We start from the raw sequence: 23686 nt of genomic DNA, 5'->3' as shown, positions 1-23686 counted from the left end.
ACCCTTATGTTTTGTGAGCGTAGCCCACCAAGATGCACCGGGCAAACGCCAGCCGCCCGCCCCGTTGTATCGGCGCGCAGTGAATTAGGATGATTGTTTGACGAAAATATTTTCCAGCGCCGCATAAGCAGTCATAAACCGTATGAACGCAGACGCGAAGAAAAGCAGGCTTGTGGAGGAACATCTGCCCCGGCAACATTCTTTAAGAACGCAGGACACCCTCCGAATCAAAAAGGCCGCCCTCTGCATGAAGTCACTGCTGTTGTTTGCCGCCATCGCGCTGTCGGGGGCGATGTTCGTGGGTTACTACGAAAAGATGGAAGACGCTGATCCCGAGAAGGTGTTCTTCATCAAAAAGCACCCGACCTTGCAGATAAAGTTCGTCAATATCTTCGCCAACGAAGCGGACGATAAAAAGCTCACCCGGCTCAGTGACGTGGAAAGACAGTACGTTATTGATTACTGCAACTATCGGCTGGGCATTTCGACCGAACTCAAGACTCAGCAAGACCTCGAACAATGCAAGCAACGCTAGTGTCATCAGGGCCGAAAACCCTGTGGCGAGGGAGCTTGCTCCCGCTTGAGTGCGCAGCGCTCACAAGATCTTTGGGGCCGCTGCGCAGCCCAGCGGGAGCAAGCTCCCTCGCCACAGGTTCAGTACTCAGTCTTTGGTCTTCAGTCCTCAGCCGATCGGCTATGGGTCATATCAACGAGACGGCGGCACACGGATGTCGCCTGCCCGGCACTGGGTTTTCACGCCCTTGCCGCACGCGCCCAATTGCAGGTCCTTGCCCATGCACACGCGCACTTCCGACAACTCGGGGCCGCTGCAGATCACCGCGATGCCATCTGCCGGAATCCCCGGGTTGGCTTTGCGGAACAGGTCGGCGATCTCCTGCGCTTCGAAGTAATACGAGCTGCTCAACGGTTGCAGCTCTTCAGGGATTTTCACCGCCGCGACCGCTTTGTCCGCCTCGTCCAGATAGCCCATCGCGCCGAGGCCGCTGCACGTGCCGTGCTTGGACCATTCGTGATCGAGCAGTTTTTTGGTCGGGAACAGCGTCAGGCCCTTCGCGGTTTCCGCCGCCGACAGCGTGGTCAGCGGTGGGCACGATTCCGGCCAGCCGCCCTTGGCGTATTGCGGCCACAAGCCATGCAGCACGAAGCCGTAACCCTTGCCGGTGCACTGCGAATCGTCCTTGTGGGTCAAACAGAAGGTCGGGGACCAAGACAGCGCCAGCAGGTAGTAATCGAACACCCCCGCCACTGCTTCCGCCTGCACCTGGCTGGATTGCGACTGACGCGCCGAACTCATGCCGATGCTACCGGCCGTCAGTGCAATCACTGCCAAAATTGTAAACAGCTTTTTCATCTACCCGCTCCTTGGGACGCCTGCGTCCGTGGTTTTCCATCCTGGCCGGACTGGCCAGCGTTGATTTCGACACGCTTGTGTTGCAAGCGCATGACGCAAGGCAACGCCGTACGTCGTTGAAGGGTCTACGATTAACAGGCAGACATCAAACCAAGGGATCCGAAATGAGTAAAGCAGACGAACTCGCCGCCAAACTCAAACAAACCCGGCACATCCACGCGGATGCGGCGCTGGAGATCGATTGCTGGCCGGCGCAGGTCTACGACCTGTATCACCGCATCGAGGCGTGGCTGCAACCGGTGACTGAAGTTGGCCTGAAGATTCGGCGCAATCCGACCCACGTTTGCGAAACCTCGCCCGATGGCGAAAGCCACGATTACGCCATCGACCAACTGGTGATTGAAGCCAATCATCAAAGCCTGACATTTGATCCCATTGCCCGGTTTACCGACGACGGCGCTGGACGTGTACAAATCAGCCCCTCAGCCACAGACACCTACTTGCTGCGCACCGTGGATGAACACGGCGAAAGCCACTGGTGGATGCAGTCGATTGAAACCGGCCAGCAACTGGATGCGATCGCACTGACCGAGAACAACCTGTTGCTCGCTGTGCAGGAAGGTCTCGGGCTGTAAGCGCAATTACTGCCGTCGTGAGGAGCAAAAATCAACGATCACCGGCGATAGCAGGTCGATCATCTGCGGATCGGCATGCTGGGCGGTAAACAGGCGAAATTGCGCATCCGGCAGCGCCGGTAAACCGTGTTCTGCGCCGAGTGCTGTCAAGCCTTGGCCAAGCTGACTCAACGGCATGGGTGCCACGGCAAATCCGGACAACGCCGCCGCGCGCAATCCGCCAGTGCTTGAGCACAGCATGGCGGCACGCTGGGCGATACCGGCCTGGGCCAACCGGGTCAGCGCGGCTTCGCGATACGGACACGGCTCTGGAAACAGCGCCAACGGCAACGGTGTCGGCAGTTGCGTGAGCGGTTGTGCTGCCCACGCCCACACCAACGGCTCTTGCCAGAGCAAGCGTCCCGACTCGCCGGTTTCACATTGCGAGCCAATGACCATTTCCAGATCGCCCAGGCTCATCTGGTTGAGCAGTGTCCCGGGAATGTTCACCTGCACATCGATCTCCATGCCGGGGTGCTGCGCCACGCAATCCTGCAACGCCCGCAACAATCGCGCCTCGATAAAATCCTCGGAAACGCCAATCCGCACCTTGGCCTGCAACGGCACGCGTGTGAGCTGCGCCCAGGCATCGCGATTCAGCGCCAGAATCGTCCGCGCGTAGGCCATCAGACGCTCGCCATCCGGTGTCAGCTGTTGCGATCGCGTGGTGCGCTTGAGCAGCGGCTTGCCCACCTGATCCTCCAGCCGGCGCAAATGCCCGCTGACTGCCGATTGCGTCAGATGCAGTTTTTCGGCGGCGCGGCTGAAACCGTCTTCGTCGACGACGGTGACAAAAGTCTTGAGTAGCACAGCGTCAAACATAGTGAGATACGTGATCAATGGCTGATTTATTTATGATTTATAGTTAGAAGCGCTCTATGTTGCAATGCCTCGCACTCATCCCCACATGCCGAGGCTTACGTGACCACCCTCCTTCACATCGAATGCTCACCGCGCAAACAACGTTCCGCTTCGCTGGAAGTGGCCCACAGCTTTATCGAGCGCCACCAGCAACATCACCCGCAAACGCACATCGAGACGCTGGATCTGTGGAGCGTGCCGCTCCCGGAGTTCGGCGAAGAAGCCATGAGCGCCAAATACGCCGGCCTCGCCGGCATACCCCGCACGCCGACCCAGCAATCAGCCTGGGAGGAACTCGAAGCGCTCGCCGCCTGCCTGCACCGCGCTGACATTCTGGTGTTGTCGGTGCCGCTGTGGAATTACAGCATTCCGTACAAGCTCAAGCACTTCATCGACCTGGTGTCGCAGAAAGACATCCTCTTCAGCTTCGATCCCGAGCGGGGTCCGCAAGGTTTGCTGCAAGGCAAAACAGCCGTGGTCGCCTATGCGCGCGGCCTGGATTTTTCCGCGCAATCGACGACGCCGGCCGAACGTTTCGACTTTCAGAAACCTTACGTGGAAGCCTGGCTGGACTTTATCGGCATCACCGACATCCACGAAGTGATCGTCGAGAAGACCATTCTCGGCGACGACATGGACCGCGACTCGCGGCTTGTCGCCTCACAACAGGCGCGGGATCTGGCCGATAGCCTTGTGCGGGCTGGATGACACTGACGAAAGCCTTTCACTACACTGGGCGACCGTCCTTCCCGGAAGCCCGATCTCAATGACAACTCTAAAAAACACGATGATCTTCTGCGCGGCGCTGACATTGGCCGCTGGCGCACACGCCGAGACAATCGCTTCGCACCTCGACAGCATCCAGCAACAAGGCCAACTGCGCGTCTGCACCACCGGTGACTACAAGCCCTACACCTTCAAACGCGACGACGGCGACTTCGAAGGCATCGACATCGCCATGGCGCGTTCATTGGCCGACAGCCTCGGCGTCAAGGTGCAATGGGTGCAAACCACTTGGAAAACCCTGATGCCGGACATGCAGGCCGGTCAATGCGACATCGGCATGGGAGGTATTTCGGTGACCCTGGAACGGCAGAAAAAAGCCTACTTCAGCAACACCCTCGACACCGACGGCAAGATCCCGCTGGTGCGCTGCGCCGATCAATCCAAGTACCAGACGGTCGAGCAGATCAACCAGCCCGACGTGCGCCTGGTCGAACCCGCCGGCGGCACCAACGAAGCCTTCGTCCACGCCTTCCTGCCCAAGGCGCAACTGGCCCTGCACGACAACGTGACGATCTTCCAGCAACTGCTCGACAACAAGGCCGACGTGATGATCACCGACGCCTCGGAAGCGCTGTATCAGCAGAAATTGAAACCGGGGTTGTGCGCGGTGAATCCGCATCAGTTCATGCAGTATGGGGAGAAGGCTTACCTGCTGCCGCGCGACGACATCAGCTGGAAACTGTACGTCGACCAGTGGCTGCACTTGAGCAAAGCCACCGGCAAGTATCAGCAAACCCTGGGCGAATGGATTGCCGTGCCGCAATGAGTCATCACGCCTGACACTAATCCTGTGCCTCACACAGAACCCTGTGGTGAGGGGATTTATCCCCGATGAACTGCGCAGCAGTCCCGACTTTTTGACATTAGAAGCGGGGGCCGCTGCGCGACCCATCGGGGATACCCCCCCCCCCTCACTACCGTTACGCGTCGCTAATCAATCGTCATGCAACATCCCGGAACTGTATTGATTGAGGCTACTGCCAATACTGTTCCCGCCAAACTTCAACGTCGTCGCATTACTGCGCCCCTCCGGCGACTGACAATCCGCCGAAAAACAACTCGTGGTGGTCAACCCGCCCGTCCCCGAACATGCACTCAATACCGACACAGCAGCAGCAATCAACAGCACTTTGACGACATTGGCGCTCATGGCACGGCTCCCCTCGGGATGAAAAAGCAAGACAACACGACCTGATGCCAGCATCCTAGACCCCCGCCACAAACGGCAACATGAAACTTAACCGATCGACAGCGCGGGTTCAGCTGCAAACGCTCGCGAGACAAGGACAGCCCCATGCAATACCTGCCCCTCACCGACGCCAGCCCCGCTGTCCAGGCCCACGTCCGTACCCTGCGCAATCAGCCGGACGTGCGCAAATACATGTACACCTCCCACGAAATCAGCGAACAGGAACATGCCCATTGGCTGACCTCTTTGCAGGGCAACCCACGTCAGCAAGTGTTTGTGGTGATCAAGGATGAACAAGCGCTTGGCGTGGTTTCTTTAAACGCGATAAACGCTTTGCAGAAGACGGCGGACTGGGCGTTTTATCTGGATGTGGCGTTGCAGGGTAAGGGGCTGGGTAGTCTGGTCGAGTTCTGGATGCTTGATTACGCGTTTGATATCGCCGGGCTGGAGAAGCTGAACTGCGAAGTGCTGGCGATGAACGCGGCGGTAGTGAAGATGCACCAGAAGTTCGGGTTTAAGATTGAAGGCATTCGGCGGCAGAACGTTGTGAAGGATGGGGTGCGGGTTGATGTGGTTTTGTTGGGCATCACTAAAGAAGAATGGCAAAACAAGCGCCCTGCCCTGGCGCCTGTGGTCGAAAGGTTAAATGCCGTTTGAAGCCGGGAGGCCTGCACTATTGAAACGTGAACTGAGTCCTGCCGACCTCTATAAAATCCGGGCAGCCCTCTCCGACATCTTTGTCGACACCGGCGTCGATTACCCTTACATCGCCCGCCAAATCGAAAACTACGACCCGGAACAGGTTAAAGACATTTTGTATGCCGAAGTTGCCGTCGTCTGCGCCGGGAACCTCGAATGCGTACTCCCGCCGGTCTGGACAGGTTTCGAACCTGACGCGTTGAACCGGGATATCGAGCAGATGCTGCTTGCAAGCAATAACAGCTGGATTCGGCGGCAACTCCACAAGATGCACACTGCCTGGCTGCGGTATAGCTATCGGGAAGTCTGGGACGACATCACCGCTCACTGCGAAGGCTGGCGTTAATACAGCCCTCCGTGGCAACGGGGCATCAGCGCAGCGACATACAACGCTTTGAAACGAGAGAGATGATTGCCTCCCTGCCCGCTCATTCCTTTCCCGGTTTGGGTATCGCAAAACGGCTACCGGTCTTGACCTCGCGCAATGCCAGGCTGGACTGAATGGAGGCAATCCCCACCTGACGCCTGAGCACCTGCTCGATGAAATCACTGTAGCTATCAAGATCCTCCGCCAACACCTGCAACACATAATCGGCATCGCCGGTGATCTTGTGACAGGCCAACACCTGCGGCAATTGCGCAATCACCGCCTCGAAAGCGTCCGGTGCGTGGTCGGCATGGGTGGAAAAACGAATGTGCACGAACGCCATGATATCCAGCCCGAGCATCCGCCGATCAAGGTTGGCCTGATAGCCCTTGATCACCCCGGCCTCCTCCATGCGCTTGCGCCGCCGCCAGCACGGCGTAAGACTCAGCGACAGCCGCTCGCTGAGTTCAGCATTGGAAATACTGGCGTCCTCCTGCAATAACTCAAGAATCGCCAGGTCGGTCTCGTCGAGGCTGATGCGTTTGGATATTTTTTTCTGCATGACGCCATTCCTGAGTAAAAACGCCCGATTAATCCACCAAACCACGAACACAAAGCAAAGAAAGCGCAGCCCAGCCGGAACAGAATATTTGCACTGGCTAACAATAACGGATGCGCAGAATGTTTACAGTTTTCAGTGATTCCCACCGTTTGCACCACGGCACCGAATTGAAAGACGGCGTGCTCAAACCGTCGTTCGAACAACCGAGTCGCGCCGACACCGTGCACAACCGCGTCAAACAGGTCGGCCTCGGACAGATCGTCGAGCCCCGCGCATTTGACCGCTCGTGCTACGTCAACGCGCACAGCGAGCGCTACGTCAGTTTTCTCGAAAGCGCCTGGGGCGAATGGTGCGCCACCGGCCGCACTCACGACGCCTTGCCGCTGGTCTGGCCGGTGCGCGATCTGGCCGGCGAAGAGGTGCCGACGTTCATTGATGGCAAGCTGGGCTTCTACGCGATGGATGCCGGTTCGCCGATCACCGCGACGACCTGGCAGGCGGTGAAAACCAGCGCCGACATCGCCCTCACCGGCCTGGCGTTGATCGATGAAGGCCACGACAGTGCCTTCGCCCTGTGCCGCCCGCCCGGCCATCACGCCGCACGCGAGTACATGGGCGGTTATTGCTACCTCAACAACGCCGCCATTGCCGCGCAACAAGCCATCACCCAAGGCGCCAAACGTGTCGCGGTGCTCGACGTCGACTTCCACCACGGCAACGGCACGCAGAACATTTTTTATCAACGCAGCGACGTCATGTTCGTCTCGTTGCACGGTGAACCGGCGGTGTCCTATCCGTACTTCTCGGGCTACAGCCACGAAGTCGGCGCGGGTGTCGGCGAGGGTTACAACCTCAACTATCCCCTGCCGAAAAACACCACCTGGGAGAGCTACCGCAACGCCCTGCTCCACGCCTGCAAAAAACTCCAGCAGTTCGCGCCTGAAGTGCTGGTGATTTCCCTCGGTGTCGACACGTTCAAGGACGACCCCATCAGTCACTTCCTGCTGGAAAGCGATGACTTCATCGGCATTGGTGAACTGATCGCCAGCGTCGGCTGCCCGACCCTGTTCGTCATGGAGGGCGGCTATATGGTCGATGAGATCGGCATCAATGCCGTCAACGTGCTGCACGGTTTCGAGAGCAAACGCAGCTGAGCCAGCCCGCGCTCTACAAACTTTCAATGACTGGATCGGAGAATACGACCATGACGCTTTTTATTGATGTCGATGATGCTGCACGTCTGTTCACCCAAGTTGGTATCCGCCGCGCCATCCGCGAAATGGCCGGCTACATCGAAGCGGACTACGCACGCTGGGCGCAGTTTGATAAATCGCCACGTACGGCCAATCACTCGGCAGAAGGCGTGATCGAGCTGATGCCCACCGACGACGGCCAGCAGTACTCATTCAAATACGTCAACGGCCACCCGAACAACGGCCAGCAGAATTTGCTCACGGTCATGGCTTTCGGTCTGCTGGCCGATGTGCAGAGTGGCTATCCGACGCTGCTCAGCGAACTGACCCTGACTACCGCCGTGCGCACCGCAGCCACCTCCGCCCTGGTCGCGCAATCGCTGGCTCGCCCGGGTGCGACCTCAATGGCCCTTATCGGCAACGGTGCGCAAAGTGAATTTCAGGCGCTGGCCTTTCATGAAATGTTGGGTATCAGCGAAATTCGTATCTTCGATATTGATCGCGACGCTTCCCTCAAGTTGAAGCACAACCTCGCGGCGTTCCCGGACATCGAAGTGATTCTGGCCAGCTCGGTGAAGGACGCGGTCAAAGGCGCGGACATCGTCACCACGGTCACCGCCGACAAAGCCTACGCAACGATTCTGACGCCGGAGATGATCGAGCCCGGCATGCACATCAATGCGGTCGGCGGTGACTGCCCGGGCAAAACCGAACTGCACGCCGACATCCTGCGCAACGCCCGGGTCATCGTCGAGTTCGAGCCGCAAACGCGCATTGAAGGCGACATTCAGCAACTGGAAGCCGATTCCCCGGTGATCGAGTTTTTCCGCATTGTGCTGGGCGAAGTGGCCGGGCGCGAGAACGACACGCAGGTCACGGTGTTCGACTCGGTGGGTTTTGCCCTGGAAGACTTTTCCTCACTGCGCTACCTGAAAGACCTGGCTCAGGCACAGCAAATTGGCCAGCGCATCCACCTGGTGCCGACGCCAGCGAACATCAAAAACCTCTTCCAATTGCTCGATCCGCAACCGGCCAAAACCTCGCGTCTGCGCACCGTCAATTGATCGCTAATCGCCGCCCTTTTTACGAGGCGGCCATTCATCTTCCAGGCATCGCTGTGATTAGCCGCTGCCTCTCTAACAAGAACGCTCGACACCTACTTTCTGCCAAAACTCAAAAACATAAAATCAAGAGGTTTTGCAATGAAATCGACCCCTTCCGGGCTGCTTGAACAGCCCGCTGCAGCGCACGCTCAGCAATCGTCACATCCAGTTAATGGCCATGGGCGGTGCCATCGGTACCGGCCTGTTCATGGGCTCCGGAAAGATCATCGCGCTCTCCGGGACGTCAATCATCCTCATCTACATGATCATCGGGCTGTTCGTGTTTTTCGTCATGCGCGCCATGGGCGAAATGCTCCTGTCCAACCTCAACTTCAAAACCTTCGCCGACTTCGCCGGTGCCTACCTCGGCCCGCGCGCGGCGTTCTTTCTCGGCTGGTCGTATTGGCTGAGCTGGAGCGTGGCGGTGATCGGCGACGCCGTCGTGGTCGGCGGATTCTTCCAGTACTGGTTCCCCGACGTACCGGCGTGGATACCCGCCGTCGGCATGCTGGCGACCCTGTTCGCGCTAAACGTGCTGACCGTCAGGCTGTTCGGTGAAGTGGAATTCTGGTTCGCGATCATCAAGATCATTGCCGTCGTAACTCTGATCGGCGTCAGCACCGTGCTGATCGCCAGCTCCTTCGTCTCGCCCAGTGGCGTCACCGCGTCCCTGAGTCACCTGGTGGACAAACAGGCGGCGTTCCCCAACGGCTTGTTCGGCTTCTTCGCCGGATTTCAAATGGCGATCTTCTCCTTCGCCGGCACCGAGCTGATCGGCACCGCCGCCGCCGAAACCCGCTCGCCGGAGAAAACCCTGCCCAAAGCAATCAACTCGATTCCGCTGCGGATCATCCTGTTCTACGTCCTGGCACTGACCTGCATTATTGCCGTGACCTCGTGGCAACAGGTTTCTTCAGTCAAAAGCCCCTTTGTCGAACTGTTCCTCGTCGCCGGGTTCCCCGCAGCGGCCGGCATCGTTAACTTCGTGGTCCTGACCTCAGCGGCCTCCTCGGCCAACAGCGGCGTGTTTTCATCGAGCCGCATGCTGTTCGGGCTGGCCAATCAGGACAACGCGCCCGGCATATTCCGCCGACTGTCGAACAACAGCGTGCCGCTACTGAGCCTGGCGTTCACCACGCTGTTGATGCTGGTCGGCGTGCTGGTGCTGTTCATCGTGCCGGAAGTCATGACCGCGTTCACCATCGTCTCCACCGTGTCGGCGATTCTGGTGATTTTCACTTGGTCGACCATCCTTGCGTCTTACATCGCCTACCGCAAAAAACGTCCGGATCTGCATGCGAACTCGGCTTACAAGATGCCCGGCGGTGTGCCGATGGCTTGGGTCTCGTTGGCGTTTTTGGGGTTTGTGCTGGGGTTGCTGGCGTTGAGGCCTGACACGCGGATTGCGCTGATGGTGATGCCGGGGTGGTTTGTTTGGTTGGCGATTGCTTATCAGTTGACGCGGTTGAGGAAGCCTAAATCTGCGGTTGAGTCGGCGGGGCAGTTTGGCTAGAGCTGCAAGTGAAAGCCGTCACTTTTGGGTGACGGCTTTTGAGTCTTTTAACGAGCCTGATCAGAGGGAGGAGTCAGCTCCAACACCCGATTTCGCCCGCCCTCGGCCAACAGATAAGTCCCTCGGCCACTGGCGACGATCGACTGCGGCGCTTTGAGAAAGGACAGTATGGTTCGCTGAACCCCGTCATTGCCGATCAGCAGCAGGCGCGCACGATGGGTCGAATCTTCCGAGATCCAGAGCCCGCGCTGATCGCACATCAGGAAAGTCGGCTGATTCAGATTGGCGAAAACGATGGGATCGCTGCCGTCCTCGCTCAAATGGCGCACCACGCCTTTGTCTTTTTCCGTGTAGAGCATGCGACCGTCTGTGCAGCGGATGATCGACTCGGCCTCATCAAGCCCGTCACGCAGAACGACCAGGGATTGGTCGCTCCACGTATAGCGAAACAAACGTCCATTGGCATGACGATCTTCAATCGCATAGAGGTGATCGCCTTCGTTCCACAGACCCTGAACGTTGGAGCCGTGAAACAACTCGGTGACCTTACCCTGCAGTAGGAAATTAACGGCAGCAGCGCCCTCCTCCTGACTGAAGACCCAGCCACCCCGAGCAGAAATCATCCCGTCCGGTTTGGATAAACCGCTGAGGACACTCTCGCGCTGACCGTCGCCGGCAATCCGCACAATACTGCCGCGGCCGTCGCGAAGCTCCTGACTGACCATCAGCCCGCCGCCGTCCATCACCACCAGAGCGGCTGCTTTCGGCACATCACCGTGGATAACGCGATAGCTCCATTGGCCGGCAGCCTGTACCGGGTAGAAACTTTGCCACGCGAAGAAAGCCAAGGTTGCCACAAGCAACAGTATTAAAAGCCACAGAACTAGACGCAATGTTTTGGAGAATTGACCACGACTTGCCGGAATAGCGGTTACGTTCGACATTAGCCCTCGCTGGTACGTCATCCTGACGGTTGGTTTTCATCGCCCGAGTATAGGATTGTTTTTTTGGGGTGTGGCTCGGTCAGGCTTGATACGCTCGCGCTCATTGAGACAGGGAGTCAAACATGGAAAATCCAGCCCTCACGTCCACCACCCGCGCCAAGCGCGACTGGGCTTCAGCAACAGACAAAGAGCGCGCCGATGTCCACTGGTCGCTGTCTGACGCGTTTGTCGACAATGAGGTCAACTACGCATTCATCGCACGCCAAACCCAGGATTACGATCCGCAAGAGATCAGGCGAATCCTCTATGAAGAAGTCGCACCGGTGTGTCACACCAATCTTGAAACCGTCATCCCGATGATCTGGTCCGCGTTCAATCTGCAGCAATTACAGGCTGACATAGCAGAAACATTGAAAGCCCGAGAAAGTAGCCGCTTCAGACGTCAGCTAGACAAACTGCTGATTCGCTGGCTGGAATTTCGATACAAATACATATGGCAAGAAATCTCCAGGCACTACCCAAAATGACCAGCCCCACCGAGGCGGCAGCTCCACCTTATTGGCAAATCGAAATCACTGAGTTTTTCGTATGACTGTGCAAATGGATACTCCTTACGCTGTCGGTGCCTACCGCAGCAACAGCCATGAACCTCTGCCACCGCCAAAATGGACGGAAGATGCCAATCGTTCAGGGAGCTTTGATACCCATCTCGTCTTTGGTCATTACGCCAATTTGGAACCGGCGATGGAGATTACGATCCAGCTGCAAGGCGAAGAACAATCGATTTACCAGCGGCAGCAGAAGCAAGGAAAAAAGGAAGAGGTACATTGCGATGCCAGACACTGGCGCTTTCAAAATTCGAGCAAAATCCCTCACTTACTATTCGTCCTTAGAATAGTATGCATTTCTTTTATATGGGCACCCTGGTCTACCTGGATCTTCGGATCAATTAAACCAGAGCTCGGGTATGGCCCCCCTGACACAGGGCTTGCACTTCTAATTTCATTTTTTGCTGTCACCTTAATCCTAACTTCTTTAACTTTATATATGACAGGAAAAAAAATAGTTCATCATCTACAAATCGCAGGCTTAATTATCTGCGCCATTACTGTATTTTGGCTTAAAGGTTCGTTATGGGGCAATAGCAGTATGCAGATTGCTTTATGGGCGGGTGCTTTCCTTTATTTCATGGCGACCACAGGTTCAGATGCTCTACTCTGGCTCCATAGCAAAATAAGTACGTATGACGGCAGCGAGTTCAACCGCATAGACGGCATGCTTCGCTTCAAACGTCGCTTCCGCCGCCTCTTCGTTGCACCGTTCGAAGAGTTCGACGCAGTGCTGCAAGTGCTGCCCAGTGGTTATGGCTCCCATGACTATGCCATCTGGTTGCACCACCGCTATACCGATAACAAAATTTGTCTGGCGACCAAAGTCCACGCCTTGGGTCTCGACCAGGCGAATGCATTGGCTTTCTGGGATTGTCTGCAACGCTATATGGACGTCACACAACCGCTTCCTGATTTGCCAGTGCTGGAGCAAAGTCGCCACCTCGACCCGGTGACTGCCGCCTACGATGCCAAAACGAGCCGTAACCCGAGACGTTGGCGTGACCAGTCGGAAAAGGACTGGCTGGCAACTGGTTTCAAGCAACTGACCCAACAGATCCAGCAATGCCCTTGGCAACAACAACCCTGCATCATTAAGGCTCGTATTGATCCGTCTCTTAGCATCGAAGCCTACTACCGCGCTCAAGAAGCTAAAGGCATCCAAGCAACACCTAAGGCCGATGATTTTGATGATTTGCATCGCGGTTAATTCAAGATTCAGTTTTTTGTATGGAGAAATTTTAGAAGGTAACCCATAAGTGTAGGTGCGAATTTGATCAAGACTGCTGATTTCAGCTGACTTATGTGTGTAGTCTCTGAAATGCCGCGCCATAACATCGCTTACTGAACATTCACGCGGGGCAATGTGTTTTGGTAGCCGGAGTAACTGCTCACTCCTACAGTAGTTATGCGTATTTGCTCAGATACTGGTCGCCGCCCAGTTCCCTTACGTATTGCAACTGTCCCGACTCGTGACCGACTTGCGCCAGAAACGCAGCTTGGCGTTTCGGCGTGTTGATCTGCCGATGAACCATGGCGGCGTTTAGGGCAGATACAAAAACGCCCGCTTGGCGGCGATGGGATGCAGTTACTGCTTGACGTTCACCACCTCGGAGGTGCGTATATCGGCGTAGAGAATTCCAGTCTCGATGACCGGAAACACTAGACACCCTTGGGATGTCCCAGTCCATTTCGAATAGCCGGCTCACCCCTTCGTGCCGCAGATCGTGAAAATGGAGATCCTCAATTCCTAGCATCGGGCACGCCCGAGTAAATGACGCCGACACCGACTTGGCGTTGTACGGAAAAACCTCCCTTTCAACCTAGGCATGCTTTGCAAGATATCCCAAGCCTCATCCGGCAGATGTCACCACACGTCATTGCCGCTCTTCTACCCGGGATTCTTCATAACTCGCACAAGGACAGCCTGCTGAGACTCGTCGAGATCCTCCCAGCGGATCAGCGTGATCTCTTCCTGCCGGCGTGTCGAAAAGATCGCGAATGCAATCACCTTTGGCATGTCAATCTGAGCTTTGCGCCGCGTCTGCATCTCAAAAAAATGCTGCATCAGCTTATCCAGCTCCTTCAGCGTCGGCCGACGATTGCGCTCCTTGCTCTTGCTCGCCATGCCCAGCTTGCGCAGCACCTTGCGAGCGTCAGGCATGGCTAGCGGATCCACCTCGTAGCCCCACGCCGGTCGCGCCACGGATAGGACCGCGCCCAAGTGCGACAGATCATTGCCGACAGTATGGGCCTGGGCGCCACCGCCCTCCTTGCCCAGCCGCCACTGTGCAAACTCCACCAACTTCTGGCTGGTCAGTGCCGAGTCATCAAGGTCACCTAGCCAGGTGTCCTTGATCGCGTTCCCAGGTGTCCTTGATCGCGTTCAAAGTTGCGTTCTTGGTCTTGCCCAACGGCCGGATCTTTTCGTATTCATCTAGGTATTGCTCGATCGTCTTTCTGACCGTAATACCCTTACGGTTTGCGCGCTCAATCCCACCAGGCTCAGCAAGCTCCGTCTCGCGGCGTTTGATCCAGACTTGAGCGACCTGCTTGCGGTCGAAGCTTTGGCTTTCCTGATAAACTGTGCGCCCGTCCCGATTGATCCGTATCTGCGCCGTATAGGCCGTCGAGTTGTCCTTGCGTTTGCGTGATGTGATCGTGCCCATTTCCAGTTGCTACATTGCCGAGTTCACTTGCTACATTGTAGCAATCGACTTCGAAAACGAGGGGAAATGGGTAAAAACCGCTGTATAAAAGATCAGTACCAATGAATTTCGAAAACCCTGAAGCGCCCGTAAATACTAGCCCGTCCTGCTCCGAGCCGTCTCGGCGCTTTAGTGTTGCACCCATGATGGATTGGATCACCAAAGCCCTAATTCATTGGGGTTTGCTGTGATCGTGTACATCCTGTGTGCAGACATCGATACCGCCCTCCTACCCTGACAGCGAAAATATTGGACAGACCGATTGGACTCCACGCTGAGCGCCAGTGCCTCCAGCCATAGCACTACCGACTGGCACTACCTACTTTTCCCCTCTCCTGCACAGTGAATAGCTGCCACTTTCATGCTATGAGTAGTGGCACATTGATCTATGCGAGCCTCATGGAGACACAATGCTGACCATCCGCTATCCACATCTGATGCAGCACGTGAGAGACCTACATCACGGGATAAGTATGATTGCAAACGACAAGGAAGGTACGCTCCTCCTCATAATCAAAGTGCCCAAGGAGGCCGTACTAGCCGCAAAAGCCAAGCAGCGCATCGGGTTCTATCTAGCCCCATGTCGGATGAACGGAGAGACTTACCACGGTCTGGTCACTACATATGAAGATGATGAGCTCAACCCACTGATGGTTGTTACTCCCCTGCTAGACGATGAAATGGGACACTCCATATTTGACCTGCTCTCATCGGAAAGCTTCGACATTCATTTCTTTGACGACAACAATCGCGAACTTCTTGGCTACAGGTCGCAGAACACAAAGTTCGCAGAGTTCGACAAAAGCCAATACAAGCTTGCCCCATCAAGCCTTGAGGCTGCTTATGAAATTCGTGACTTAACTAATCACTGGTTCATGCGCAGATCGCTTCAGGATGATAAGAACTCGATTAAGGTTAATTTCCTTGAACCACTAATGATCGAGGATTTATTCATTCTAGACGCAGTACCCATGAACAATCTGTTTCAAAAAGGCCCACCTGTGAGCCACTCGACCCTTGAGAGGCTAGAGCCAGGTAGCTTTCAAGAGATGGATATTGTTAAGCTACTTCAGAAAGTATTTCATGAAGACTCAATATTCCTGAACCCACTTCGCACAGATAACAATGAAGAGTTCGTCGACGTTTTAGTTGCCTCCGATGAATATCTGCTGCTGATTCAGGCCAAGGACAGCCCAAACACGGAAAAGTCCTTAGATCGAACTCTAAAAAGAAAGATCTCGACAGTTTCAAAGGCTCTTGATAAAGCTATTGATCAAACGAGAGGAGCGATTAAGTACCTCAGACGTGGTGAGAACCTGCAGTTTCACTTTGGCGAAGATATCTTTGAGATTGAAACGCACGACAAAGTGATCCGAAACCTTATAGTCGTCCAGGAAACTTTCATCAATGAATGGGAGAGCTACTCGGAACGAGTTCTTGGGCTGGGTAAAGAAATGAATTCTTCATGTTACGTAATGGGATATCCAGAGCTTGTGACATGGACAGCAAAGCTCAGTACACCAGAGAAGTTCTTTGATCCATTTGACAGTATCGTTGAAGAAGGTAAAGAGACTGGTATATTCCCAAGTATAACCTTCTACAACTGATATACCTTCCATATTGCTTACTGTCAAAGCGAAGTCGCAAGACCATACTGCGATTTCGCACTCATCCCTTGCGAGCCCCGCACTTACCTAAAGTAAAACCGCACTCGACCAGAGTGATTTCGCACTCCAATACTACGATTTCGCATTCACACCTTGCGAAAGTTTCGGTATACAAGCAAACAAATCAAAATAATTAGCAAAACCACTAGACCCACCTAAAACTCCTTTTGCACAATAGATCTAGAGCTTCTTTTTAGCCAGTTGTGTCTGTGTCAGACAAGCAGGACTAGATACTCACATCCCTCCGGGTGTTGCGTGATTGCCTCGACAAATAAAAAAATAAAGTGAGTCAAGATGAAGAACACTGAGAAGCAGAATAAAGAGACTAGGATCACTTTCAGGCTTAACAAGTCTGAGTTAGATATCCTGAATGCAAAGATGGCTGAAGCAGGCTATAAGTCCGCTGGAGCGTTTATCCGTGACTACGTTGCCAATGGGCAGTTGAAGCCCAAAGTCACCCAGGACATTGTTCAGATCGCCCGTGAGCTCATGAACCTCGCCTCGATGATCAACGCAGACCGTCCAGGCTCCGAACTGCTTGAGAAAGTGAAGTACATCGCCCAAGTCAACTTTGGGGGTGTTGCATGATCGGCAAGATTTTTCCTAAGTCAGTAGGCTCGTTTAAGAACCGGATTCGGTACATTTTTGGCTGCACCAAGCACGATCACGAAATCAGCGGAATCCGGACGATCAGCCACAACACTATGAGCAAAGATCCGCTGCCAGGCGTCCTTCAGGGTAACGAAGCAGACCTCGCGGAGATGATCAAGGAGTTCGACCAGATTGAGACCCTTCGCCGCTTCTCAATCGACTCTGATAAAGCCATCAAGCCAGTCTTCCACGCAATACTGTCCCTTCGGCCCGGAGAGTCCCTGACGACCGCACAGTGGCGCACAGCCGTCCAGACCTACATGACAGACCTGGGCTTCAACGAGACCAACCAGTACGTCGCTGTAATGCACCAAGACAAAGAACACCAACACGTCCACATCGTCGCCAACAGGATCAGGCTCAACGATGACTTCTCCATGGTCAAAGACAGCAACGAGCGAAGCATCAGCCTCGACTCAGTGTCGGGCATAGAAGATCGCTTCGGCCTCACCAAAGCACCGAAGCCCGAGGACACATGGGGCGCCTCGATCACTCACGCAGAGCTCCAAGCCTCGATCCGCGACGGCGACCTGCCGTTGAAGCACAAGATGATCGCGAAGATCGCAGGCGCTATCGAAGCCACCAACGCCGTCGATGGCGATATGTTCACGTTCACCCGGCTACTCAGGAAGCAAAAGGTCTATATCAACCTGACCCTCAACGAGGACGGCCAACCAAAAGGAATATCGTTTGAGTTTGACGGCAAATATATAAGTGGCAGACAGCTCAAGCGCTCAAGACTCACATGGCACAAACTAACTACGCAGGAAGGAATACATTATGACCCCAAAACCATTCGTGAACTTCAGGATGACATTGCGAGAAGAGATAGCGAAGAACAAGAAAGAGCTCGAATCTATTACTTTGAATTTGTTTCAACTTCAGGAAAGAGAAGAAGCCCGATCTACGTCAGGTTTACAGCCAGGGACTATGAAGTCCAGAAAATGATTCAGGAGATTCTTGAGCTGCTGGATGCTATTTTTGATGAGCTATTTAAGCCAAGGGAGTGCAGGTTGATGCGCAGTTACATAGAGTACATACCAGGCCAGCCGCTGGAGCTAGAAGAGGAACAGGCTCCAGCGCTATAAGATCTCGTTAGTCAGTTAGTACGCTGGAGGGCTGAGTCAGCCTTCCTTTACTGCGCCTTCTATCTTGGACTCTATGGCTTAGAAGATATTGGCGCTTAAAGGGTAGCTGGACGTGTATTCGGTGGCTCACCAGATGTCTGCAACGAGCTGAATAAACGGGCCTGGAACAGGGTATTTGAGTAATGCTGACAGCATGCAAAATTCAGTCAGAGAGCTTATTCATGCAGAACGGCATTTGGCACGCCCTTCGGGCCAGCTGTCGTGAATCAAGCCAACCATTTTCAATGGCTATCTTGCCCATCCGGGTTTCCATCTTCGTGCCTGCGTGCTCCGCTTGCCTGATGTGACAGTCCTCCAACGCATCAGCCCCAGCTGCCGTGCTTGGGCAAACTTGTATATCTTCAGAAAAAACTCACTTCAGGCTCAAGGTTTTCCGAAACCAACCGTTTGTGATGGGTAAGTACCCTTTTTGAGCGACGGCTTTGACCCTCTCTACACATGACTTCGCACAGCGCCTGAGCGGTGCCTTGTCGCTCCCCTTCACGATTCTCGGCAACCGACAACGGCGCACATGGGAACGGCTGATCAGCTACATCGAATCGTCAACCTGCACATCCGAATTCGACAAAGCGGCGGCCTACGCTGAGGGCTATGCACATGCATTGGCCGATAGCGGTCAGATTGATATCTCCACAAATCGGGATCTGCTGATCATTGCAACGGTGGATGCATGGCGATGCGCCCGAACTTACCCGAATACTTCGACCAACCTGAGCTACCCAGGAAAACTATGACTTCGCTTTTTAAACGTTACGCCGACGGCGGAACATCAGACATGCACATCCATATGCCGCAGCGTCTTCTGCCCACGACCGTCAGTCATTCTCCCCTCGAGGTCTTAGTCGGCCATTGGGAAAAGTATCTGGTAGACCCCTCCTCCGTGCGTGAGCAGTTTCCGTGGGCGGCGCGATTCGTTATGGGCATGCCCGTTCCATCGTGGGCGCGCGGGCTGGAGTGGAACCTAGGGCAAAAGGCTCGCTTTATCTCTGCTGTGTGGTCAGGCGCGGATCTGGGGAGCTACCTCACGAATGACTGGTACGAGCCTGTGATCGGTAACAGGGCATTGGCCGAGAACAGTGAAATTTTGATTGATGGCCAACAACGTCTGCACAGCCTGGAAGAGTATTTCCTCGACCGTCTGGCGATCCCTGATGCACAAGGACAGCCGAGGATTTGGTCTGAGCTCGGCAACGGCGAAAGGAAGCGCTTCCTGTCGACGATCTTTACCCATGTCAGGGTGTCGTCTGGTGACGAGGTGGCATTGCGCGGGACATACGATCTTTGCGCGCTGGGCGTAGTGCCTCGGTCATTTCATCAACGAGCTGTTCGGTAACATTTGCGTTGCCAGTAGACGGGCGGCCCCCTTCGGCGCCGGCTGTCGTGAACCGAGCCCCGCTACGACGGGTCTCGGCCCTACGGGCTACCATCCTTCCGCTCTACGACCATCTTGGTCTGCGCGCTCCGCTTGCAGAGCGATCCGACTCACCTTCTTGCTTGGACATTGGCCACCGCTCCCACATACTGCTGAGCATCCAATCAAAGATGAGGCCGGACAAATGGGTTGGCTCTTTTGGAAAGACAAGCGCCCCGCGTGGATTCAGGCGGAAGAACAGAAATTCATCAAGGCTGCGAACAGTCTAAAATCGCTCCAGGTAACGCCTCGCGGTGGCATGCGCATAGATCCCGAGGAGATCAGGGATCAGATCCTTGAAGCCCGAGAGCTATACAAACACCTGGTTAAAAAATAGCGATACCGAAAGGCCAACCAAATCGGAGCCTCAACCGGCGTAAAACGACCTCTTTGCCCCACCCCGCCCTGCTGATTGTACTTTCTCGAGGGCCGATAACTTGGCGGCGTCGCTCCGCTTGCTTTAGCCTAGGAGTGGTCGAGCGCCTTCTTATCGCCAGCACCAACCAATATATAAAGGAGGCTCCAGTACAGCTACGGAGCAGCTTCCTTATTAATGCGCTAGATGCATACCCCTCATGGATTGCATCCAGTCAGCATGGATAGGAGTCATTCCTAAGCGGTCTGTTCGACCACATGACGTGGCAGCGATACAGGTGCGGCCCGCCCCTCAATTTGATATTTCGATATTTATTGGCAGGCTCTAAATAACTGCTCGCTCAGCCAGACCGCATCATCTTCAGTGAACGAGTAACCCATAAAGGGAAAGACCAACTCAAAACCTCCGCCGTCAATTGTGCAGGCCACAATTGACGTGGTACCTGAAGGTGAACCTTCACAGACGTCATCGGTCGCGTCTTCAATCGTAATCTCGCCAGAAGCCGAATACTGAAGGCCGCGTATTCCAGTCGTCCTGCGAACGCTGAACAATCCAGTCGGTCGATTTTCTCCGTCGGATTGATCACTTTCCTCGTCACCATCAATTGCCAGTGCTTCTCTGAGGCATGATGAAATCTCTAGTGCGACTTCAGGAGTAACGCTGAACTTTACAATGTCTAGCTCAATCATGACTCGCGCAGTCGGAAGCAGTTCGATAGCGCATGTATACGTTTCATCAGAATCCAGTCCACGCCACGAATCGAATTCTTTAGAAACACGAAAATCAGAGAAATCTTTTGAAGTCTGGTAAATGCTCATCGAAACGCCCTAGAATTTTTGCTCTTATAACTACAAACGGATGCGTTTCGAGAAACTTGAGGTGTTTTCTGGAATTATAGTTAGATGGCCAAGCGGAGAGCTTTCAAGTGCTGTCACTCGGCTCAGGGGATCGCACCATCACCCATTTTCAGTGCCTTGACTTGAGCCGACAGTCAGTCGACGGTACAGGTCGCCTAAAAGACGAGCATCCAGCAGCGCGTGATGGGGAAGTTCTGGGAGCATCATGTTGCCAATATCATCCGCTTCGAGATGTCTAAATAGCTGGATGAGATTTGCTGGGCGATTGGTAACGTGACCTGGCCAACGGTGATCTACGTAGGCCAGCTGACAAAAGAAATCCCAGTCCCAATCCGGGGCGTCGGAGCAAATGTCGAGCGGGCCTTCAAGGTTGCTCAGGAAAGCGAGCATTAAGGTTTGAGCTTCGACCAAGGGTTGCCCATGTTCAGGTAGGTTGAGCTGAGGCAGGACGTTCCGGATTACGAATTCGCGGCAGTCTCCCAGTAGGTAGGTGTCTGTGAGTTCAACATAGTATTCGTGGCCGGCCTCGGATACGAGTGCTAGCGAAATCAGTTTCGTGTCTCGGTTGAGCTGAGTGAACTCGCAATCCAAAAATAGCTTCATCCCCCCTCCCATGTGAGTACCTGGTTCATTCCTGCCGTTTACCTTTGGTAAAACGATCAAAGCCGACTGGTTTCTTTTATGATTTCAACCCAAACCAATTCCCCTTAAGGGAGCTAGTCTTAATGGCTAAAGCGGCTTGGCTGCCGATTCTAGGTCGAATAAAGGTTATGCCCATCCCAGTAGCTCACGCGCCCCTGATCATCGAATGGGCGCACCATCTCTTCGCCTGAACTCAGGATTTTTATTCATATGATTAATAGGAACGCCAGCACCTTTCACCTCCCCGAGACAGCTGAACGCATCGCGACATTAATCCGGCGCATGATGGACTTCTGGAAAGGTGCTCATGGGTGGGCACCAATTGAAGCAGCCGAGTTGTTGAACAAGTCCATGCTTGAATGGCAAAGCTCGCTAGCGGAACAGCTGAGTTCGTGGTGCGGCACATTGAGCGATGGTCAACTGATCCTAGCTTGGGCAAACCTTGGCGCGTTGGTTGAGGGTCAGATGAAGCTGCTGCTATCGGTCTACTACAAAGACTATCTAGTAGACACCCAGGCTATCAAGAGCAGTAGAACCGGAAATACTCTCGATCCAGACGGGGTGAGCCTCGAACCACTGATCGTCTTCTTCAAGCGAAAAATTTGGTCACCGGACGAAGATTGGGAGCCATGGGTGCGTATGGTACAGCGCCGTAGAAACGCGATCCATGCGTTTAAGGAAAACTCCATCGGAACCGCAGAAGAGCTACATGCAGCATTGGCGACATTTCTTGATTTTGTGAAATTCATAAACGGTCGATTGCCGTATCCCGACGGTTACTACCCACCTATGGGGCGCTAAGTCGATCAGATGAAACCCTGGTTATCGAGTCAGGCGGATGCACCTCTGGCCTCCATTGTCATCGAACAGCACCTTCATGAAAAATCCTTGGGCTGAAATGCCCCTAGGTGGCTCTGCGATCACAATTGCCTACGAGGGTTGGAAGATCTGTCCAGAACACCAGTTGGGGCATGTAACAGGCTCGAACTCCTTCAAATAGCTCTTCCATTGCATCACCACCGATGGAGAGATCCTTTCTGGGCGTTCTCGTGGGGGGAATGTCGATGAGGTTGCCCGCGCAACACTCTCGCTTGTCTAGGCTTGGCTATCTGGCGAGGGCCCAGTAGATGCCTGCCAGACACTTATTCACTCATTTTGCGGCGCAATGCTGGGTTGGCCTTAGGAAGTCTTAGCAAAAGCAAAGACTGTATAGACTGACGCTGCATCGCTCGCTCCATTCATCAGGGCTTGAATAGGGATTCGTGCAGAACAACGATGTAGAACATTTCAATTAGAGCTTTTCAATAAAGCTTCCCAAGCGCTCTAAAAGCCCCTCTTTTGATTTTTCAGTCTGAGATTGCTGAGCTTTGAATCTCTCCCACACATCAGGCTCGAATCGGCTTATCGAGACAATGTTCTTCTGTGAAAGTATGATCGTGAAACCAATCCTCCTACCTCTTCGCTGCATATCCTCAACTACAGCGGAGTAATCGGTGGTGTAGGTCACCTTGAGAGTATCCTTATCACGGTACCCGCTCATCGTAGGAACGATTTCGAAATCCTCGTCCATCAGGCCCGTCTCATGTAGATCACCTACTGATGAAACTCGACCGACGTAGACCTTCCGATCATCCATCGAAAACATGTATTGACTATTTTCATCGCTTATCGAACTGAGCAAATGCTTGGTTAGCGGAGGAAGGGGTACCTGTGAATTCAGAATGAGCGCCCTCACCTTTGAGGGCCCTATCCAGAAACGAACCATGATCAAAAAAGGTAAGACTCTTGGGCAGAGCCAAGCCAGAAAAAAAGAGAGAATCGTGGCCTGCCCAAAAAAAACCCAGAGCGGAGCGCCCTTTTCCTCAATGATCACATTGCGTACCAAAAACGCTTTCAGGTACTTAACGTAATCTGCATAGTCAGTGGTGAGAAATGCAAAATATGAGTGTTTGCTCGCATACATCAGAGCGAAACTTGCTACAGAGGCGACAGCAAAAAGAAAGATTCCGGTCTTCGCTATCAGCATGTACAGCAGTTGGCCATCGTAGCGACTGATGGTTGCCTGACGATAAATACTGCCGTGACAAAAGATGTAGCCACTGACCAAAATGGGCAAAATTAACAAAAGCCCCATTATTCACTAGCCACAATTTTTTTAGCTTTCTCGCTCGCAGCGATAAAATTCTTGTTGTTTAGAATTTCTTGCGAGTCAATGGACATCCCTCCACGGGAGCTTACACGTAGAGTTTGGAGATCGCGCAACGCCTCCAGAAGCTCCTTCTCCTCCTTACTCGGTTTAAACAGCAGTCCAAGCATTTTCATTCCTCAAGTTCTCCGCCCGTGAAGGGAGGTGTA

The 23686-nt window shown here is 54.2% G+C and carries 24 protein-coding genes and 3 pseudogenes; 16 read left to right on the top strand and 11 right to left on the bottom strand.

All coding sequences use genetic code 11. From position 1 onward, the window contains the following. Nucleotides 1–247 precede the first annotated feature (247 nt). Nucleotides 248–535, top strand: a complete 288-nt coding sequence (locus EJA70_RS00990) for a hypothetical protein (protein WP_008087556.1) — start codon at nucleotides 248–250, stop codon at nucleotides 533–535. Nucleotides 536–706: 171 nt separating this feature from the next. On the opposite strand, the gene EJA70_RS00985 is transcribed toward EJA70_RS00990, so the two are convergent. Further along, entirely contained in the window at nucleotides 707–1372 is a 666-nt protein-coding gene (locus EJA70_RS00985; RefSeq protein WP_158828981.1) for a ribonuclease T2, read from the bottom strand. 164 nt (nucleotides 1373–1536) lie between these two features. On the opposite strand from EJA70_RS00985, the gene EJA70_RS00980 reads away from it, so the two are divergent. Then, a complete protein-coding gene (locus EJA70_RS00980; protein WP_158828979.1) occupies nucleotides 1537–2007 on the top strand; it encodes a hypothetical protein in 471 nt (156 codons plus the stop codon). 6 nt (nucleotides 2008–2013) lie between these two features. On the opposite strand, the gene EJA70_RS00975 is transcribed toward EJA70_RS00980, so the two are convergent. After that, on the bottom strand, nucleotides 2014–2868 hold the full coding sequence (locus EJA70_RS00975; protein ID WP_158828977.1) for a LysR family transcriptional regulator: 855 nt from the start codon (nucleotides 2866–2868) through the stop codon (nucleotides 2014–2016). Nucleotides 2869–2967: 99 nt separating this feature from the next. Here EJA70_RS00975 and EJA70_RS00970 point away from each other — a divergent pair, with 99 nt between their 5' ends. Next, the gene (locus EJA70_RS00970) at nucleotides 2968–3615 is read left to right on the top strand and encodes an FMN-dependent NADH-azoreductase (protein WP_158828975.1); all 648 of its coding nucleotides are present in this window, start codon (nucleotides 2968–2970) and stop codon (nucleotides 3613–3615) included. A gap of 58 nt (nucleotides 3616–3673) precedes the next feature. Continuing rightward, nucleotides 3674–4459 (top strand): transporter substrate-binding domain-containing protein, encoded by a 786-nt coding sequence (locus EJA70_RS00965; protein ID WP_158828973.1) that lies wholly within the window; start codon nucleotides 3674–3676, stop codon nucleotides 4457–4459. A 168-nt stretch (nucleotides 4460–4627) separates the two neighbouring features. On the opposite strand, the gene EJA70_RS00960 is transcribed toward EJA70_RS00965, so the two are convergent. Continuing rightward, nucleotides 4628–4843: a hypothetical protein gene (locus tag EJA70_RS00960; RefSeq protein ID WP_158828971.1), complete on the bottom strand. Its 216-nt coding sequence runs from the start codon at nucleotides 4841–4843 to the stop codon at nucleotides 4628–4630. Between the two features lie 144 nt (nucleotides 4844–4987). Between EJA70_RS00960 and pseH the strand changes: the two genes are divergently transcribed. Further along, entirely contained in the window at nucleotides 4988–5539 is a 552-nt protein-coding gene (gene pseH, locus EJA70_RS00955) for a UDP-4-amino-4,6-dideoxy-N-acetyl-beta-L-altrosamine N-acetyltransferase (RefSeq protein WP_158828969.1), read from the top strand. Beyond that, complete coding sequence (locus EJA70_RS00950; protein ID WP_256677593.1) at nucleotides 5529–5927, top strand: hypothetical protein; 399 nt, start codon at nucleotides 5529–5531, stop codon at nucleotides 5925–5927. Before pseH ends, EJA70_RS00950 begins: the two co-directional genes overlap by 11 nt. 82 nt (nucleotides 5928–6009) lie before the next feature. Here the strand turns inward: EJA70_RS00950 and EJA70_RS00945 are convergent, their stop codons facing one another. Then, nucleotides 6010–6510 (bottom strand): Lrp/AsnC family transcriptional regulator, encoded by a 501-nt coding sequence (locus tag EJA70_RS00945; protein WP_158828967.1) that lies wholly within the window; start codon nucleotides 6508–6510, stop codon nucleotides 6010–6012. Nucleotides 6511–6629: 119 nt separating this feature from the next. Between EJA70_RS00945 and EJA70_RS00940 the strand changes: the two genes are divergently transcribed. The 3 genes and pseudogenes from EJA70_RS00940 to EJA70_RS00930 all read left to right on the top strand — a co-directional run bounded on the left by EJA70_RS00940 (nucleotide 6630) and on the right by EJA70_RS00930 (nucleotide 10319). Beyond that, nucleotides 6630–7664, top strand: a complete 1035-nt coding sequence (locus EJA70_RS00940) for a histone deacetylase family protein (RefSeq protein WP_158828965.1) — start codon at nucleotides 6630–6632, stop codon at nucleotides 7662–7664. A gap of 50 nt (nucleotides 7665–7714) precedes the next feature. Continuing rightward, the gene (locus EJA70_RS00935) at nucleotides 7715–8767 is read left to right on the top strand and encodes an ornithine cyclodeaminase (RefSeq protein WP_158828963.1); all 1053 of its coding nucleotides are present in this window, start codon (nucleotides 7715–7717) and stop codon (nucleotides 8765–8767) included. Between the two features lie 138 nt (nucleotides 8768–8905). Continuing rightward, nucleotides 8906–10319, top strand: a pseudogene (locus tag EJA70_RS00930) (amino acid permease). 47 nt (nucleotides 10320–10366) lie between these two features. On the opposite strand, the gene EJA70_RS00925 reads toward EJA70_RS00930, so the two are convergent. Next, a complete protein-coding gene (locus tag EJA70_RS00925) occupies nucleotides 10367–11263 on the bottom strand; it encodes a hypothetical protein (protein WP_158828961.1) in 897 nt (298 codons plus the stop codon). Between the two features lie 122 nt (nucleotides 11264–11385). On the opposite strand from EJA70_RS00925, the gene EJA70_RS00920 reads away from it, so the two are divergent. Together EJA70_RS00920 and EJA70_RS00915 are read left to right on the top strand one after the other, a co-directional pair. Further along, entirely contained in the window at nucleotides 11386–11790 is a 405-nt protein-coding gene (locus EJA70_RS00920; protein ID WP_158828959.1) for a hypothetical protein, read from the top strand. Between the two features lie 661 nt (nucleotides 11791–12451). Then, nucleotides 12452–13081 carry a hypothetical protein gene (locus EJA70_RS00915; protein WP_158829029.1) on the top strand — a complete coding sequence of 210 codons (630 nt, stop codon included), beginning with the start codon at nucleotides 12452–12454 and terminating at the stop codon, nucleotides 13079–13081. 202 nt (nucleotides 13082–13283) lie between these two features. On the opposite strand, the pseudogene EJA70_RS30980 reads toward EJA70_RS00915, so the two are convergent. Next, nucleotides 13284–13451: pseudogene (locus EJA70_RS30980) on the bottom strand (glycoside hydrolase family 19 protein); the annotation flags it as partial. Nucleotides 13452–13478: 27 nt separating this feature from the next. Then, nucleotides 13479–14540: pseudogene (locus EJA70_RS00910) on the bottom strand (tyrosine-type recombinase/integrase); the annotation flags it as partial. Between the two features lie 449 nt (nucleotides 14541–14989). Between EJA70_RS00910 and EJA70_RS00905 the strand changes: the two are divergent. The 4 genes from EJA70_RS00905 to EJA70_RS00890 all read left to right on the top strand — a co-directional run bounded on the left by EJA70_RS00905 (nucleotide 14990) and on the right by EJA70_RS00890 (nucleotide 19378). Beyond that, complete coding sequence (locus EJA70_RS00905) at nucleotides 14990–16186, top strand: hypothetical protein (protein ID WP_158828958.1); 1197 nt, start codon at nucleotides 14990–14992, stop codon at nucleotides 16184–16186. Nucleotides 16187–16540: 354 nt separating this feature from the next. Next, nucleotides 16541–16834 carry a hypothetical protein gene (locus tag EJA70_RS00900; RefSeq protein ID WP_158828956.1) on the top strand — a complete coding sequence of 98 codons (294 nt, stop codon included), beginning with the start codon at nucleotides 16541–16543 and terminating at the stop codon, nucleotides 16832–16834. Next, on the top strand, nucleotides 16831–17985 hold the full coding sequence (locus EJA70_RS00895) for a relaxase/mobilization nuclease domain-containing protein (RefSeq protein WP_116030728.1): 1155 nt from the start codon (nucleotides 16831–16833) through the stop codon (nucleotides 17983–17985). The genes EJA70_RS00900 and EJA70_RS00895 overlap by 4 nt, the downstream gene beginning before the upstream one ends. A gap of 730 nt (nucleotides 17986–18715) precedes the next feature. Beyond that, entirely contained in the window at nucleotides 18716–19378 is a 663-nt protein-coding gene (locus EJA70_RS00890) for a DUF262 domain-containing protein (protein WP_256677592.1), read from the top strand. A 765-nt stretch (nucleotides 19379–20143) separates the two neighbouring features. Here EJA70_RS00890 and EJA70_RS00885 read toward each other — a convergent pair. After that, complete coding sequence (locus EJA70_RS00885; protein ID WP_116030732.1) at nucleotides 20144–20650, bottom strand: hypothetical protein; 507 nt, start codon at nucleotides 20648–20650, stop codon at nucleotides 20144–20146. Nucleotides 20651–20788: 138 nt separating this feature from the next. After that, nucleotides 20789–21292 carry a 3'-5' exoribonuclease gene (locus tag EJA70_RS00880; protein WP_116030953.1) on the bottom strand — a complete coding sequence of 168 codons (504 nt, stop codon included), beginning with the start codon at nucleotides 21290–21292 and terminating at the stop codon, nucleotides 20789–20791. A 249-nt stretch (nucleotides 21293–21541) separates the two neighbouring features. On the opposite strand from EJA70_RS00880, the gene EJA70_RS00875 reads away from it, so the two are divergent. After that, complete coding sequence (locus EJA70_RS00875) at nucleotides 21542–22132, top strand: hypothetical protein (RefSeq protein WP_256677590.1); 591 nt, start codon at nucleotides 21542–21544, stop codon at nucleotides 22130–22132. A gap of 490 nt (nucleotides 22133–22622) precedes the next feature. On the opposite strand, the gene EJA70_RS00870 is transcribed toward EJA70_RS00875, so the two are convergent. Beyond that, nucleotides 22623–23465 (bottom strand): hypothetical protein, encoded by an 843-nt coding sequence (locus tag EJA70_RS00870; protein WP_116030734.1) that lies wholly within the window; start codon nucleotides 23463–23465, stop codon nucleotides 22623–22625. Then, nucleotides 23465–23647: a hypothetical protein gene (locus EJA70_RS00865; RefSeq protein ID WP_116030736.1), complete on the bottom strand. Its 183-nt coding sequence runs from the start codon at nucleotides 23645–23647 to the stop codon at nucleotides 23465–23467. Before EJA70_RS00865 ends, EJA70_RS00870 begins: the two co-directional genes overlap by 1 nt. Nucleotides 23648–23686 lie beyond the last annotated feature (39 nt).

This window comes from Pseudomonas sp. PB103 (assembly GCF_009764635.1).
In the GTDB taxonomy this organism is placed as follows: domain Bacteria; phylum Pseudomonadota; class Gammaproteobacteria; order Pseudomonadales; family Pseudomonadaceae; genus Aquipseudomonas.
This window is presented reverse-complemented; position numbering and strand designations above follow the sequence as displayed.